13 protein-coding genes are annotated in these 15,940 nt (G+C 36.9%); 7 read left to right on the top strand and 6 right to left on the bottom strand.

Annotated elements, in window-relative coordinates:
• Positions 1-13 precede the first annotated feature (13 nt).
• Both ABN256_RS13665 and ABN256_RS13660 read left to right on the top strand, forming a co-directional pair.
• Entirely contained in the window at positions 14-208 is a 195-nt protein-coding gene (locus tag ABN256_RS13665) for a hypothetical protein (RefSeq protein ID WP_349439576.1), read from the top strand.
• A gap of 93 nt (positions 209-301) precedes the next feature.
• On the top strand, positions 302-475 hold the full coding sequence (locus ABN256_RS13660; RefSeq protein WP_349439574.1) for a hypothetical protein: 174 nt from the start codon (positions 302-304) through the stop codon (positions 473-475).
• Positions 476-535: 60 nt separating this feature from the next.
• Here ABN256_RS13660 and ABN256_RS13655 read toward each other — a convergent pair whose 3' ends face one another.
• The 5 genes from ABN256_RS13655 to ABN256_RS13635 all read right to left on the bottom strand — a co-directional run bounded on the left by ABN256_RS13655 (position 536) and on the right by ABN256_RS13635 (position 8,100).
• Positions 536-1,330, bottom strand: a complete 795-nt coding sequence (locus ABN256_RS13655) for a TonB family protein (protein ID WP_349439573.1) — start codon at positions 1,328-1,330, stop codon at positions 536-538.
• 27 nt (positions 1,331-1,357) lie between these two features.
• Entirely contained in the window at positions 1,358-4,405 is a 3,048-nt protein-coding gene (locus ABN256_RS13650) for a TonB-dependent receptor domain-containing protein (RefSeq protein WP_197269715.1), read from the bottom strand.
• Positions 4,406-4,446: 41 nt separating this feature from the next.
• On the bottom strand, positions 4,447-5,811 hold the full coding sequence (locus ABN256_RS13645; RefSeq protein WP_197269716.1) for a surface lipoprotein assembly modifier: 1,365 nt from the start codon (positions 5,809-5,811) through the stop codon (positions 4,447-4,449).
• 184 nt (positions 5,812-5,995) lie between these two features.
• Positions 5,996-6,784 carry a Slam-dependent surface lipoprotein gene (locus tag ABN256_RS13640; protein WP_197269717.1) on the bottom strand — a complete coding sequence of 263 codons (789 nt, stop codon included), beginning with the start codon at positions 6,782-6,784 and terminating at the stop codon, positions 5,996-5,998.
• Between the two features lie 428 nt (positions 6,785-7,212).
• Positions 7,213-8,100: a LysR family transcriptional regulator gene (locus ABN256_RS13635; protein ID WP_072070491.1), complete on the bottom strand. Its 888-nt coding sequence runs from the start codon at positions 8,098-8,100 to the stop codon at positions 7,213-7,215.
• A gap of 295 nt (positions 8,101-8,395) precedes the next feature.
• Here ABN256_RS13635 and umoA point away from each other — a divergent pair, with 295 nt between their 5' ends.
• Both umoA and ABN256_RS13625 read left to right on the top strand, forming a co-directional pair.
• Positions 8,396-8,932, top strand: coding sequence for a UmoA family flagellar biogenesis regulator (gene umoA, locus ABN256_RS13630; RefSeq protein ID WP_115351331.1), 537 nt, complete (start codon positions 8,396-8,398; stop codon positions 8,930-8,932).
• A gap of 250 nt (positions 8,933-9,182) precedes the next feature.
• Positions 9,183-10,046, top strand: coding sequence for an ATP-grasp fold amidoligase family protein (locus ABN256_RS13625; protein ID WP_340894456.1), 864 nt, complete (start codon positions 9,183-9,185; stop codon positions 10,044-10,046).
• Positions 10,047-10,121: 75 nt separating this feature from the next.
• Here ABN256_RS13625 and fdhD read toward each other — a convergent pair whose 3' ends face one another.
• Positions 10,122-10,952, bottom strand: a complete 831-nt coding sequence (gene fdhD / locus ABN256_RS13620; RefSeq protein WP_072070493.1) for a formate dehydrogenase accessory sulfurtransferase FdhD — start codon at positions 10,950-10,952, stop codon at positions 10,122-10,124.
• Positions 10,953-11,130: 178 nt separating this feature from the next.
• Here fdhD and fdnG point away from each other — a divergent pair, with 178 nt between their 5' ends.
• From fdnG to fdoI, 3 genes are read left to right on the top strand one after another with little or no spacing between them, the layout of a single operon-like run.
• On the top strand, positions 11,131-14,178 hold the full coding sequence (gene fdnG, locus ABN256_RS13615) for a formate dehydrogenase-N subunit alpha (protein WP_141650228.1): 3,048 nt from the start codon (positions 11,131-11,133) through the stop codon (positions 14,176-14,178).
• Positions 14,179-14,189: 11 nt separating this feature from the next.
• A complete protein-coding gene (gene fdxH / locus ABN256_RS13610) occupies positions 14,190-15,128 on the top strand; it encodes a formate dehydrogenase subunit beta (RefSeq protein WP_036933457.1) in 939 nt (312 codons plus the stop codon).
• Complete coding sequence (gene fdoI / locus ABN256_RS13605; protein ID WP_072070496.1) at positions 15,125-15,781, top strand: formate dehydrogenase cytochrome b556 subunit; 657 nt, start codon at positions 15,125-15,127, stop codon at positions 15,779-15,781. The genes fdxH and fdoI overlap by 4 nt, the downstream gene beginning before the upstream one ends.
• Positions 15,782-15,940: the final 159 nt, after the last annotated feature.

The following is a 15,940-nucleotide window of genomic DNA, read 5'->3' as shown; positions in this document are numbered from 1 at the left end:
AGGAGCGTTTGTTATGTATTTAAACCCATTAAAAGTCGCCATTAGTCCTTCATCACTACCCGCAACACAGCCATTAATCTGTATCGACTACCAAGAACTCCAAGAAGGTATGTTGGATATGATTAACCGCAACAGTAATGTCTTACCCACCATTGTAGATAAATTCAATGAGCAAGATCCTTTAAATGCCCCCATGATTGTAGGGTAAACCGTCATCGGGCATATTATTGGCTTAATCCCTGTTGTCGGTGGTGCATTATCAAAAATCACCTCCGCGCTCTTTGGTTTGGTGAATAAAAATATGAAAGATAGTTCGTTAGCTAATCATCCAGTAACAAATAACAAAGCCTATTTTCGTACTTATCAGCTTGAATTAGACTATTTATTCATACGTGAAAACGAATCCAATCTTTATTTTTATTTACACTTTTCTAAACCTGATACGGTATTAGCGGATATTACTGTGCTGTTTTAGCCATCAATTCTAATAAAAACACCTAAGTCAAAATCACACTTAGGTGTTTTCGTTAGCTCATTAATTTAATTGAAAATCTAATGCAACAATTAAAGGGTTCAATAGGCTTTCGGGTTTAGGGCCAATGGGTTTTACGCGTTTAACCGCCGCAATGGCCGCATTATCAAGAGAAGAAATACCTGAAGTACTTTCTATCTCAACCCTTGAAATTGTACCTTCTGATGTTAGTGAAAAACTCACCACTACCTGACCTTCATGTTGCATGCGACGAGCTTGTGATGGATAACGTTTATGGCGCTCTATCTCTCGACGCAGTGAACTAATATAGTGATTATCAGATTCACCTTGCCCTATTCCTTTCTCACTTAACGCATGACTCCTTCCTGCTAATGAGCTTGCCGTATGTTGTGTTAAGCTTTCTGCCGAGGCTTCTGATGCCGTTTGCGCTATTTGGCTTTCTACATCACGCTGTTTTATTGGCTCTACTTTTTCTTGTATCACCTGTTTTTTTACTGGTGTAATTGGTTTTATAGGTATGGGCTTTTCCCTTATTTTTTCAGGTGGTTTTTTTTGTACCTCAACAAACGCCCCTTTTTCTGAACTCGGTAAAACAATAGCGCTCTCTTGAGGCTCAATTTTTTCAATAGGCTCAGGCACCACTGTAGATTGCTGGGGGGGTGAAAATACCACTTGATAAACAGATAATGTATTCTCTTGTTGCTGATGAATATGGTGTGCACTTTCTGTCATAGAAAGTGAACGTAACACCCAACTTAATATGGCGATATAAACTAACGATATACCTATTAACCAGTAGTAAATATTAAGCGGATGCCTGACAGAAAGTGCCAACATAAATAAAAGCTCCTTACTCTCTTTTAATTAAAATTGTGCAGTCACACCTAATCGGAACGTTCTTCCGGGTGCAGGCATACCTGATCGCGTTAGTGGATCAATGTAATATTCGTTTAATAAATTACTTCCCGTTATTTCAAACGATAAATTAGGGCTATATTGATAGTTAATATAACCATCAACGGTAAAGACTTTTGCCCAACGCATCGGGTTATTATTTCTACCGTACATTTCTCTTGGTAATTTTTCTTTTAGCCATTTTTCATCTTTATTTTCTACTTCTGATGAATAGAGCCAACGGCTACCTATTTCTAATTTATTATCTAACCAACGAGTTCCTAAATGTAAATTAACCGAATATTTAGGCTGAATAGAAGTACGTAAAAAACCTCCCGGATAACCGCCCGTCATACAATCTTTAATACCCAAGAAACCAAAGGGATCATAGTGACTAAAAGCATTTTTATCGCATACCTTATTTTTATGACTATAAACAAGCGCGGTATCCATAAAAATAAAACCGTTATCAAAGCGCGCTTGAACTTCCAGCCCCTCTAATATTTGCTTTTCAAATTGCCTAATTTGCCAATTCGCATCTCTATCAAACACATTTTCGATATTGGTATAAAAATAATTTATTTTAATATCGGCATGGCGCTCGACATTAAGCCAATCGGTCAAATCAAACACAACCCCAAACTCTGTACTTTTCGCACGCTCGGGTTTTAATTTAAAACCGTAATAACGGGCTTTAGAGCCTGAAAAACCACTGGTGTCTTCAAATAAATTAGGTAATCGTAGCTGCTCAGTATAACGCCCATAAAAACGCAATATATCACTGGCATACACCGTTGCAGACACGAGTGGTGAAAATGCCCCATGCTGATAGCTGGGTTCAGATTCAAAATTATCTTTATCATCATCAAGATAAATAGGAATTGGATTTGTCACGCCCATTTCATATTTATTAACTAATTTACCTGTAATAGGATCGGGCACTTTTTCATTGATATCAGCATAACCACTTAAGAACATATTGTTACTTTTAGATAATTCGCCATTTTCGTCATAAAGTATGACGGTATGTTCCGTGGTCATAAGGCGTTTTTGAGACGATTTTATGTTGAGATTTCCTTGTTCATCATGAAGAAAGTCATCTTGCATCATATCAATCTGAATTCTTCTAACTTCATTACTATTAATAATCTTTTCTTTTATCTCAGGTGATAAATTTTCATATTCAGGATAAATAAACTTAGACTGTTGAAACTCTCGCACTTTTTTATATATTTCTGGATAACGTCGATAATTTTTAATCTCTTCAGGTAACGTTTCTACATCTATCCGATTAATAGCTCGATATAATATATATTCCTCCGCGGTTAATGTGCGTCGATAAGGAAGAATAAAACCTCTTATTGGCGGTGATTTTTCATAACCTTTTACGTTATTACGTCGCTTATTATTTAAAAAAGTATCTGTTAAATGATAATAATGATATTTCCCACCCGCGGTAATGGCTAACCAAGACAGTGGCTTCCAATCTGTGGAAAGGGCTAAGTTAATTTCATGACGTTGCCCTGCTCGCCCAGCGGTAACAAAATCAAAACCTGTAGGTAATTCCAATTCATCACTATCTAATTTCTCAAATTGATATTGACTGGAAAATGAAATAGAAAATTGAGGTGATAATTTAAATATCGAGGATAAATCAATACCATAACGATTATTCTCTTGATAAAGAGAAGAAGTATCAATAAAACGGACATCTGTCTTTAGATTCAATTTAGATACAAACATATCACTATAATCAATATGCATGGGTACTCTTGGTTCACCTCCTCGAGTATTGGTATGCCCAGAGGTTACATTTCCCCATAATCGTAATAATAAATCGGTTTGTTTATTTTCTGGTTTATATTGATAAGTTAATATTCCCGCCTGCTGATTAATCGTTGCTAATGGCCATTGATTTACTAAATTTTTATCATAACGAACCCAACTTAAACGTGATGGCATAATATCGCCAAACAGTAAATCGGTGTATCGGTAATTAATCGAAAAACGATGTGTTGATTCAGGGAATAATGTCCCTTTAACTAAAAATGAACGATTACGACTGGATGTATTCGGTACTTCATTACCAGGACGATAAATATGGGCAATAAAAGGAACATAAGGTGTCAATCTTACTTTATAATCATTTGAATGAATTGATTTCATATTATCTGTTTCGAGATAGGCTTTTGTATTTCTTTTTCCTGCTAAATAATTTCCTTTTTCTCGTAATGCATAAGCAAATAATAAATTAAATTTTTCTTTTTCAAACCCAACACCTAAGCGAAATGAATGATCATGAAAACGCCAATTTTTATTTTTTTGAGGCGTGATTCCTAAAGCAGGATCACTGATTTTCGTTCCTTTATGATGAAATTGAGGATATTTTCGATAATCTTCAAGCATATTTAAATAAACTTCTTTATACCGTGTAGAGTTATTACTGATATCTCCTTTAAAATTAATCCCAAAAGAGTCACCAATAGGGACAATATCTCGGATATCTAAGGTTTTTACTGCAATACCACCACCAATACCTGTTTTCATATCTGGGGTTAATGAAGGGCCTTTTTCAATATAGATACTGCTAATCAGATTAGAATCAATATAGTTACGATTAGAAGCACCACTGTAACCACGATAAACCGTGATTGCTTGCTCTGTGCCATCCACCGTAACAGGAATTCGCCCTTGCCCTTGAATACCCCGAATATTCGGATCAAGCGCCCCACCATTACGCGCTTCACCACTGTAAACACCAATGGCACTTTTGAGTAAATCTGCAGGAGAAACACCTTGATAACGCTCTAATAGCTCTTTGCCTAAATAAACATTAGAGATGTCTTTCTCATAAACTTGTGAATAACCTTCGGTATCTTTTTCTTTATTATCAGAAATCTGAATATGACCAAGATCGGTTTTATCTTCTTTGGCTTGCAGATAAAAGCAAGGAGAAATTAGCGATAGAGAAACGAAGATTGAAACAATTTTCCGCTTTCTAAAAAGCATTACATGCATTGTTTTACCTATTCAATTAATAAAGGAAGTAACTTATTTAATTAAAATTGTTTTTCTAATTTAAATAATACTTCATGTTGCTGATATTGATATAACCAATCCACATTGCTTAATCTTCGGGTATAACGGAATTCTATTGCAGGGTAAAACCCTAAAATAACAGGTGATTTATTTTTAATATTGGTTGTGAAAATAAAGCTATTATCTTTTCTTCTCTTTTTTAATAAAGGATTATAATTATTAAAATATTTAAATTGATACTGTAAAAAAAAAGAGATATTCCAACTTACTGACAATGGATAATAAACGCCTGTTTTTATACCATACAGCTGATAATTTAATAAAGTGTTTTTTTTACGATCTAACTGATAATTTAATTGATTAACTAACTGAATTCCATTATTAAAATAATAGTTATGGTTAGCATTATAACTAAGTTGATGAGAATTTAAATTATTTAAAATTTTTTGATATTTTTTTACTTTATAATCAAAACTTAAATTAATAGTCTGCTTTTTATTAATTAAATAAGAAAATTGTGTTTCACTTCCCCATGCTTGATATTCATATTGAGCTTGTGATTTTTTTATTTCGTAATAAGGTGTCATTGACCATTGATATTGATTTTTTTGGTAGCGATAACCCAGTTGTGTATATAACGCAAGAAAATTAGCGTTACGGTAAGAGTGATAATCAATATATCGTACATAAGTATAAGAAGAGAAAGTATGGTAAGAATAAATAATAAAAGGTTGATAAAAAGAAAAATAATGAGCAAGACCTGTTGATGCAATGGGTTTGGCACCTCTTAGCGTAATTTTTCTTTGAGTAGATTGAGAGACAATTTGTTCTGCTAAGTAAGGTGCTTGATTAATATTATCATCATAAAAAAAGCTAAGTTGATAGAAACGCTGACCTTGAAAATAAGAGGCTAACTTAACCCTATAAAACTCAATAGATTGGACAATATTTTTAGGTAAATCAACAATGTTACTTAATTGATTGAGTTGCTGTTGTGCTTTTTTATATTCTCTCAAATAAAAATAAAGCTGAATTAACCCTGTTTGCGCTGGGATAAAATCGGCTTTTTGTTTAAGTTGTTGCTGATAATAAAATTCAGCGTTTAAAAAATCCCCCTTTGCTTGGGCTAAAAGCGCATTAGCGTAATCAATTAAGAGTGTTTCATGTAAAGGTAATTGTTGATAGTCCAGTAGTAGTTCTTCAGCCTTTTTCCACTGCTGTTGCTGTAAAGCACTATAAAGTTGTTGCCCTATTTGGGCAACGTGATGCTGAGGTGAAGAATAGGAGAATAAAACGGAATTATTTTCTTTGGCGCTTACTTTTAATGGAATGAATAACATACTGATAATAAAAAATAATTCCATTCGTTTTTGATAATAACGCATGGTATATCCTTATAATAAAAATCGACCTATTCCTTAAGGTCGATTTATTTTTGATAAAAAAAAACAGATAACCCTATACCTGATTATCTGTTGCTAACATTTAGCATAATGACCACTAATACCACTTCTAAAGAATTAACCGATTGTATTACCAAACAAATTTATAATATTATTTTTGAAAAAATTAAGAAGCATCCGTGCTTGCTGTCGTTTCTTCATTTCCACTGCTATCTTTCGTACCACCGAAACCAATATCTTTTGTATGGTCTGAACTGAACACGACAATACCCGCTAATACATCCGCGCTTTCACCAAAGAAGGCACCTTCAACAACCCCTGATGTTGTGCCCTCTTTTGCATCCGCAGAAAACGTCACTTGGTTATTGGCGGTATAAAGATTCCCACTTTCTAACTGAACCGTACGTTGACTATTCGCCAATGAACCTTCAATTTTCTTTTGTGAAAAATTAACATCAAACGTACCTGAAAGTAGATTACTACCACTGTATTGGCTAATACCTGTTACCGTATAAGTCGCGCTGTCTGTCGGCAGTGTGGTTGTGACATCTTTACCGACATAATAGGTTTGATGTGTCGCATCTGTTGCTGATATTGTTTTTGCCCAATCACCAAAATAGACATTAGCATCAGTGATTTTGGCAAAATGGAAAATCCCCATATCACTGTGTTGATGATTAGATTGGACTGTATAAATTCCATTACTGTCTGCTCCACCACTCATCATGGGTGATGTTAACGAAGCAAAGCTAAGTTTTGCACCATTTCCAATACTTTTGATCCCAACACCAGGTTCTCCACCGGCTGATTGATGAGAACCTCGATTCACTGCATCACTTGCACCTACAACCATCGTTGTTAAAACACCACTTTGATTAGAGTGAATTTCAGCTTGCACTGCATGTGTACCCATTAATACGAATAACGCAAAAGTTATTTTATTCAGTTTTTTCATAATAATTTCCATATTATTCATGTGAGGATGTGGTTACTTATTATAAATAAAATAATAAGTAACCACTTACAGAGGTATTTATATTTTTATCTTTCCAACTTCACTTGCGAATATAAAGCTTGCTGTGTTGTCGGTGAACTATATTAAATAAATTCCTTTCATTGTAAATAACTCTTTTTAATAACAATGATTTTAATTAGCCTTATTTATGTTATGGAGATATGTTTAATATGATGTTTTAATTTAAATTTTTATTAAAACAAATTAAAAAGTCATTATTATTCCATGTTATTTTTTGTGAACAACCTCGCAATTAATTAAATTACTTTGTTTTAAAACTAATTAATATTTATTAGGTTCTTTATATTTATTATATACAATACATTGAGAATATAATCATTAATTAAATTAAAAATGTTTTTCATTCATTATAATTTATTTATTTCATCAGGTATTATTTTTATAAAGACATCACGATCTTTATTTTGAATATTATTATTCCAAATAACACCTATTTCCCATTGTGTGTACAAACCAGACAGTGGTAACAAAGTGACTTTTTGTTTGTCACAAATAAGTTCTGCATTTTTAGGTACTAATGCCATTCCTAATCCCGCGGCAACTAACGCCAGCTGTGTTTGAATATCTTGTGATTGTTGTAATACACGAGGCTTTATTTGATGATGCTTTAAAAAGGCATGGATTTGTTGATATAGTTTTTTTCCTTTCTCAGGAGCCAACTGAATAAGCCCAAGCGTATTAAAGTAGTGTAATGGATCATCATCAGCCTCTAACACCATAATAGTTTGCGTGGGAATTGCTAACATCAATCGCTCTTGTACTAATGGAATGCCTTTTAGTGGCTCAGAAATAGGCAAACGTGAAAAAGCTAAATCCAATTCACCTAAAAGTACTTTATCTTCCATTATATTAGAGGGCATATCATCAATATGAACCGTAATATCTGGATAATCTTGCTTAAATTTAGCCAATAAAGGGGTGATAAAGCTTAATGATGACAAGCCAAATCCAGCATAAAGCTCGATCTTTTGAGGCTCAATTAATTGGCGAGCCTGTTTTTCTAAAAGACGAACTTCTCTTAATACTGATTGGCATTGATTGAGTAAATATTGCCCTTCTAGGGTAAGTTTTGCACCTTGGCGCCCACGTTGAAAAAGAGTAATACCCAATTGAGATTCTAATGTTTTTATTTGTTTAGTGAGTGCAGGCTGACTAATACAAAGCTTTAATGATGCTTCACCAAAATGTTCAGTTTCAGCCAGTACAGCAAATGCGTTCAATAAACGAGTGTCCATGATTAATCATTAATCCTACATAGTTTTTACTTTTATTATCCTATCATAAAATAAATAAATAAAATTAATAACCAAGACCAACAACCTGATAAATAAAATATTCTAGCTTTCTTTGAGATTATTCCCTCACTATAAAAACGTATTTTTTGCTCCAGCTACAATTCCTTATTTTTTCTTTTAGATAGCCATTTAGAATCGATAAGCGTTACAGCAAGAAATAACCCAGTTCTACATCTCTTTTTCACGGAATGGATACCTTATTTTCTGGCATCATAATGGCAATAAAGGAGTATTTATGTTTGCTAAGTTCCTATTTATAATTCTTTCATTATTAGGATCCTCTTTTTCCTGTTTTGCAGGAAATGGACTGGTGGACAGAACATGGAATGCCACAGGGCTTGATACACAAAGCTATCGACAAGCATTAAGACAACCTACGGCAAGCTCTCGATATACTCTTTTTAATATCACACCAGATATGCCTGTTCCTGGTGGTACAAACCCCTCTGATCATCAAGGTATTCGTTATATTGCAATGAAATATGGCCCTTATGGTCAACCTGAACACTATAAAACCTACCAAATTATGTTTTCTCATTATTCAAATAGCAGTACAAAAAAAATTCGCTATTTAGGTGAACTATATACCGTTGTCGGTGATATCTATTTAATCGATCCTTTTGCAACAACCAATGAATGGCAACGCGGGCGTAGCCAAATCGTTGAAGAATATTATGAAATATTAGATGCTCACGGAAATAGAACTGGCAAAGGATTACGCTTTAATAACTGGGACAAACCTATTCATATAACTAAATGGTCATCAAATTAATATAATCTTAATCAATATTCTATTTTGTTAATTCTCTCTTAATGTCGTTATTCTTTCTTTTATTAAAATAGAGACTTTAAATATTAACTCACGTTAATACATTCTAAATTTATATAAATAAAAAATATAAAAACATCAATAACTGACATTATTCTCTTAATTTACATTTAATTATTTCTCTATATAGAAGTTTAATTCAAAGAAAAGTTATTTTTTATTTTACTTATCTATTTCAAATAACCGTTAGCTTATGAAAATTATAGAATATTATTTCAAACAGTTTAGAACTATCGCATTGCCAGATCGTGTGTATTTAAAAAATAAGTTTATTCGTAACTTAGGTTATCAACCAAATTTTAAAATACCAACATCACTAAATGAAAAAATCAATGCACGCATGCTATTCGATAGAAATCCAATTTATACGCGCTTAGCAGATAAGATTAGAGTGAGAGACTATGTGATAGATAAAATAGGCCCATCTTATCTTGTTCCTATTATTAAAATTTATTCACACCCTGATGAAATAGATATTTCTCAACTTCCTTCACGCTTTGTATTGAAATGCAATCATGACAGTGGAAGCACAGTGATATGCCTTGATAAATCAACCTTTGATTTTGAAAAAGCAAAGAAAAAACTTCATTTTCATTTAAAGCGTAACCTCTATCCCGTCACTCGTGAATGGCATTATAAAAATATCAAAGCCCAAATCATCTGTGAAGAATATATTGATTTATTTGATACAAAAAAACCAATGATACCAACAACTTGCCGTCTTCACTGTTTTAATGGTCAGCCTCATTATGCCGAGATTGATATCTCTGACACCAAAGGAAATGAGTATATAAATGTGTATGACACAAATTGGCAGTTACAACCCATCACCTTAGAAGATCCCAACACACCAGAACCTGTTGAAAAACCCGCTCAATTTGAAAACATGTTGCAATTAGCCGCTAAAATGGCAAATGGTTTTAATTATTGCCGAGTTGATTTTTTAATGTCTGAAAATAAGCTCATCTTTAGCGAAATGACCTTTACCCCAAATGCAGGACGTATTCCCATCAAACCTAAAGAGTGGGATTACAAATTAGGGGCATTGTGGTCATAAATAAAGTGAAAGATCAAATAGGTGTAATGCAAGAATATATAGTTATTACACCTATTCTAATGTGTTTCATGTTCATTAGTCAGTTAGTCGTTGTGGATGAGTAAACACGGTTGCTCTTCCGCGACGACAAAAACCCACCAGCGTTACATTATATTTATTAGCGACTTCGACCGCTAAAGAGGTTGCCGCAGAAACTGCAAATAAAATTTCCGCACCACACATCGCGGCTTTTTGTACCATTTCATAGCTTGCTCGGCTTGAAACTAATACCGCACCTTCACTCCACTGCTCTTGTGCCTTCATACCTAAAAGCTTATCCAGTGCAACGTGACGACCAACATCTTCACAGCCACCTTGCATTTCACCCTCTGGTGATAACCAAACAGCCGCATGAGTACAGCCAGTTAATTCACCAATTTCTTGAACGGTTGTCATCTGCTCTAAGGCTTTATCAAGATTTGAAAGTGAAAATGTTTGTGTAAAAGGTAACGGTGTAATAGGTCGGAAAATCTCTTCAAGTTGTTCTGTCCCACAAATCCCACAGCCTGTACGCCCAGTCATATTGCGACGACGTTCTTTTAAGCCCATAAAACGGCGGCTTGATAATTCAACTTGAACTTCAATGCCTCCGTGACAACTTTCCACAATTTCGATACTGCGAATTTCATTAGAAGACTCTATAATGCCTTCGGATAAAGAAAATCCGACAGCAAACAACTCTAAATTTTTAGGGCTTGCCATCATAACAACGTGAGAAATTCCGTTGTACACTAATGCAACAGGAACTTCGAGTGCAATATAATCGTCTTCTTGTCTGTTAAGAGATCCTTTGTGTTGCACAATTGTTTGATCTACGCCAATGATTACACGTTTAGTTAACAATTTTGTCGATTTTGTTTCATCCATAAGATGAATTCCTAAATTTATTAATACATAATAACAATACGGGTAAAACGATTTTACACTACCTATCAGGCAATGAACCTGATCCTATTAAGGATAATAGGAATAAAAAAACAATCAGCTCCATTTTCGTGAAGAAAATCAGAGTCAGTAAAAGCAATGTATGATGAGGAGAGACCCCATGCAGGTCAGCAGAAGACAGTTCTTTAAGATCTGTGCTGGCGGTATGGCAGGTACTACAGCGGCGGCGCTCGGTTTTGCACCAGCAGTTGCGCTAGCAGGCTCGCGTCAGTATAAATTACTGAGAGCCCGCGAAACCCGCAATACCTGTACGTACTGTTCTGTCGGTTGTGGACTATTAATGTATAGTCTGGGCGATGGCGCGAAAAACGCAAAAGAAACAATATTCCATATTGAAGGTGACTCAGACCATCCAGTAAACCGCGGTGCATTATGCCCTAAAGGTGCTGGTCTTGTGGATTTTATCCACAGTGAAGGTCGCTTAAAACACCCAGAATACCGTGCACCCGGCTCGGATAAATGGGTAAAACTTTCATGGGAAGAAACATTTGATCGTATTGCGCGCTTAATCAAAAAAGACCGCGATGCCAACTTCCAGAAACTCAATAAAGAGGGTGTCGAAGTCAACCGTTGGTTAACAACCGGTATGCTTTGCGCCTCTGCAGCAAGCAATGAAACTGGGTTTTTAACTCAGAAATTCTCAAGAGCTCTTGGGATGCTAGCTGTCGATAACCAAGCGCGTGTCTGACACGGACCAACGGTAGCAAGTCTTGCTCCAACATTTGGTCGCGGTGCGATGACCAACCACTGGGTTGATATGAAAAACGCCAATCTTATCGTCGTTATGGGCGGTAATGCGGCAGAAGCACACCCTGTGGGATTCCGCTGGGCGATGGAAGCTAAAATCCATAATAACGCCAAGCTCATTGTTATTGATCCTCGCTTCACCCGTACTGCGGCTGTTGCGGATTTCTATACGCCTATCCGTTCTGGTACTGATATTACTTTCTTATCGGGCGTTATCTTATATCTGCTCGAAAATAAGAAATATCAAAAAGAATACGTTGAGGCTTATACCAATGCTAGCTTGATTGTCCGTGAAGACTATCACTTTGATGATGGTTTATTCAGCGGATATGATGCAGAAAAACGTCAATATGATAAAACCACTTGGAACTACGAGATGGATGAAAATGGTTTCGCAAAACGCGACACCACATTACAACATCCTCGTTGTGTCTGGAATCTGTTAAAAGAACACGTTAGCCGTTACACGCCTGATGTGGTTACTCAGATTTGTGGTACACCAAAAGAAGATTTCTTAAAAGTCTGTGAATATATTGCTGAAACAGCAGCGAAAGATAAAACAGCATCTTTCCTGTATGCATTAGGCTGGACTCAACATACTGTTGGTGCTCAAAATATTCGTACCATGGCAATGATCCAATTACTGTTAGGTAATATGGGTATGGCTGGTGGCGGTGTTAACGCACTACGTGGTCACTCCAATATTCAAGGCTTAACTGACCTCGGTCTATTATCTCAAAGCTTACCAGGCTATATGACTCTGCCTTCTGAAAAGCAGACTTCATTAGAAACCTACTTAGCTGCGAATACGCCAAAAGCGACGGTACCAGGACAAGTTAACTACTGGGGTAATTATCCTAAATTCTTCGTCAGTATGATGAAGACATTCTATGGTGATAATGCTCAACGCGATAATGATTGGGGCTTCTCACTGTTACCTAAGTGGGACAAACCTTACGACGTTCTACAATACTTCGAGATGATGGATAAAGGTGAAGTCAACGGCTATATCTGCCAAGGCTTTAACCCTGTTGCCTCATTCCCGAATAAGAACAAGGTTATTCGTTCATTATCAAAACTGAAATTCCTTATCACAATGGATCCGCTAAATACTGAAACTTCGTGTTTCTGGCAGAACCACGGTGAAGAGAATGACGTTAAAACAGAAGATATTCAAACTGAAGTCTTCCGTTTACCAACAACCTGTTTCGCAGAAGAAGACGGCTCTATCGTTAACTCTGGTCGCTGGTTACAGTGGCACTGGAAAGGGGGAGATGCCCCTGGTATTGCTATCCCTGATGCTGAGATTTTATCAGGTATTTTCCATCGTTTACGCCAACTCTACAAAGAAGAAGGCGGCGCGATGCCAGAGCAGGTGTTGAATATGACTTGGGATTACTTTGATCCTGATAATCCAACATCCGCAGAAGTTGCACAAGAAAGTAATGGTAGAGCATTAGTCGATTTAAAAGATGCTGATGGCAATATCATTCTGAAAAAAGGTCAACTGCTTAGCTCGTTCGCTCAGTTACGTGATGATGGTACAACAGCAAGTGGCTGTTGGATCTTCGCGGGTAGCTGGACAGAGAAAGGCAACCAAATGGCTAACCGTGATAACTCCGATCCATCAGGATTGGGTAATACATTAGGTTGGGCATGGGCATGGCCTCTTAACCGTCGCATTATTTATAACCGTGCATCGGCAGACCCACAAGGTCAACCATGGGATCCTAAACGTAAGTTAATCGAATGGGATGGTAGCAAATGGACAGGTATTGATGTACCTGACTATAGCAACGCTGCACCAGGTTCTGATGTTGGTCCATTTATTATGCAGCCAGAAGGTATGGGACGTCTGTTTGCTATCGACAAGATGGCAGAAGGTCCATTCCCTGAGCACTATGAGCCAATTGAAACACCATTGGGTACTAATCCACTGCATCCAAATGTAGTTTCAAACCCAGCAGCGCGTATCTTTAAAGATGACTGGAAAGATATGGGTAAAGCAGAAGATTTCCCATATGTCGGTACAACTTATCGTCTGACAGAACATTTCCACTTCTGGACTAAACACGCGCGCTTGAATGCGATTATTCAGCCACAACAATTTATTGAAATTGGTGAGCGTTTAGCCGCAGAAAAAGGCATTGTGCAAGGCGATACCGTTAAAGTCAGCTCAAAACGTGGTTATATCAAAGCCAAAGCTGTGGTGACTAAGCGTATTAGAACCCTTGATGTGGATGGCCGCAAAGTGGATACCATTGGTATTCCTATCCACTGGGGCTTTGAAGGTGTTGCAGTCAAAGGCTTTATTGCTAATACGTTAACGCCATTTGTTGGTGATGCAAATACACAAACGCCTGAGTTTAAAGCGTTCCTTGTTAATGTGGAAAAGGTGTAAGGAGATAAATTATGTCACTGCAATCCCAAGACATTATTCGTCGCTCTGCCACCAATTCTCTTACTCCCGCACCTCATGTGCGGGATTACAAGGAAGAAGTGGCAAAACTTATCGACGTAACGACCTGTATCGGCTGTAAAGCCTGTCAGGTTGCTTGTTCTGAATGGAACGATATTCGCGATAAAATTGGCACTAACGTTGGTGTTTACGATAACCCTACTGACTTAACGGCAAAATCATGGACAGTGATGCGCTTCTCTGAAGTTGAAGAGAATGGCAAGCTGGAATGGTTGATCCGTAAAGACGGTTGTATGCACTGTGCTGACCCAGGCTGTTTAAAAGCATGCCCAGCAGAAGGTGCCATCATTCAATACGCTAACGGTATTGTTGATTTCCAATCAGAACACTGTATTGGTTGTGGTTATTGTATTGCAGGTTGTCCTTTTGACGTGCCTCGCATTAATGAAGAAGATAACCGTGCTTACAAATGTACGTTATGTGTTGACCGTGTTGAAGTCGGCCAAGAGCCTGCATGTGTGAAAACGTGCCCAACAGGTGCGATTCATTTTGGCTCGAAAGAAGCCATGATCAATCTTGCAAGCGAACGTGTTTCAGAACTGCAAACTCGTGGTTACGACAATGCTGGTCTTTACGATCCACAAGGTGTGGGTGGTACACACGTGATGTATGTTCTCCATCATGCTGACAAACCAAACCTGTATCATGGTTTACCAGAAAACCCAGAAATTAGCTCAACGGTTAAATTCTGGAAAGGTATCTGGAAACCATTAGCTGCGGTTGGTTTTGCCGCAACCTTCGCGGGTGCAATTTTCCATTATTTAGGTGTCGGTCCAAACCGTACAACTGAAGAAGATGAAGAAGAAGCGCTCAAAGAGATGGAAGCATCTTCTAAAACACAGACCTCTGTGAATAAGGAGGAGCAGAAATGATGAAGAAGAAAGGCGATAAAATTCTTCGCCACACCGCTTCTGAGCGTATTAACCATTGGTTAGTAGTGATTGTATTTCTGTTTACTGCTATCAGCGGATTGGGTTTCTTCTTCCCATCTCTGAATTGGTTCATGAATATTTTAGGTACACCAGAACTGTCGCGTTTGTTGCACCCATTCGTGGGTAGCGTGATGGCGTTCCTCTTTCTCTTTATGTTCTTCAGATATCTGAAGCACAACTTTATTGATAAAGATGACTTAGTCTGGGCTAAAAACATTCATAAAGTACTGCAAAATGAAGAAGCTGGCGATATTGGCCACTACAACTTAGGTCAGAAGGGTATTTACTGGACATTAAGTATCAGCCTGATCTTACTAACAGTCAGTGGTGTTATCATTTGGCGTCCTTATTTCGCAGAATATTTCTCGATCCCAGTGATTCGAATTGCCTTATTAGTTCACTCATTATCAGCAATCTTACTGATAATCACCGTATTTGTTCATGCTTATGCAGCGTTCTGGGTGAAAGGTTCAATTCGTAGCATGATTGAAGGCTGGGTAACTCGTGGTTGGGCTAAAAAGCACCACCCTCGTTGGTATCGTGAAATTCTCGAAGAAGAGAAAAAAGAAGCCGAAAAGCAGTCACAGAAATAATGACCTAAAGTGTATTTCTGAACAAACGGAGGCTTGTGAGCCTCCGTTTTTTATTCAATTTACGTCTGGTTTTAAGGCGTAAAAAAACAATAAAATCACGCTATTATTACCCACTGTCATGGCTTCGTGTCTGTATTTGATTTATTCTGAAGCCAAACC

The sequence above is a fragment of the Proteus sp. fly-1008 genome (assembly GCF_040140305.1).
GTDB lineage: Bacteria > Pseudomonadota > Gammaproteobacteria > Enterobacterales > Enterobacteriaceae > Proteus > Proteus vulgaris_B.
This window is presented reverse-complemented; position numbering and strand designations above follow the sequence as displayed.

Excerpts from the sequence above, each read along its gene's own strand:
- ABN256_RS13665 (WP_349439576.1), top strand. The coding sequence starts at position 14 with ATGTATTTAAACCCATTAAAAGTCGCCATTAGTCCTTCATCACTACCC.
- fdxH (WP_036933457.1), top strand. The coding sequence starts at position 14,190 with ATGTCACTGCAATCCCAAGACATTATTCGTCGCTCTGCCACCAATTCT.
- ABN256_RS13625 (WP_340894456.1), top strand. The coding sequence starts at position 9,183 with ATGAAAATTATAGAATATTATTTCAAACAGTTTAGAACTATCGCATTG.
- fdoI (WP_072070496.1), top strand. The coding sequence starts at position 15,125 with ATGATGAAGAAGAAAGGCGATAAAATTCTTCGCCACACCGCTTCTGAG.
- fdhD (WP_072070493.1), bottom strand. The coding sequence starts at position 10,952 with ATGGATGAAACAAAATCGACAAAATTGTTAACTAAACGTGTAATCATT.
- ABN256_RS13655 (WP_349439573.1), bottom strand. The coding sequence starts at position 1,330 with ATGTTGGCACTTTCTGTCAGGCATCCGCTTAATATTTACTACTGGTTA.
- umoA (WP_115351331.1), top strand. The coding sequence starts at position 8,396 with ATGTTTGCTAAGTTCCTATTTATAATTCTTTCATTATTAGGATCCTCT.
- ABN256_RS13660 (WP_349439574.1), top strand. The coding sequence starts at position 302 with ATGAAAGATAGTTCGTTAGCTAATCATCCAGTAACAAATAACAAAGCC.
- ABN256_RS13645 (WP_197269716.1), bottom strand. The coding sequence starts at position 5,811 with ATGCGTTATTATCAAAAACGAATGGAATTATTTTTTATTATCAGTATG.
- ABN256_RS13640 (WP_197269717.1), bottom strand. The coding sequence starts at position 6,784 with ATGAAAAAACTGAATAAAATAACTTTTGCGTTATTCGTATTAATGGGT.
- ABN256_RS13635 (WP_072070491.1), bottom strand. The coding sequence starts at position 8,100 with ATGGACACTCGTTTATTGAACGCATTTGCTGTACTGGCTGAAACTGAA.
- ABN256_RS13650 (WP_197269715.1), bottom strand. The coding sequence starts at position 4,405 with ATGCATGTAATGCTTTTTAGAAAGCGGAAAATTGTTTCAATCTTCGTT.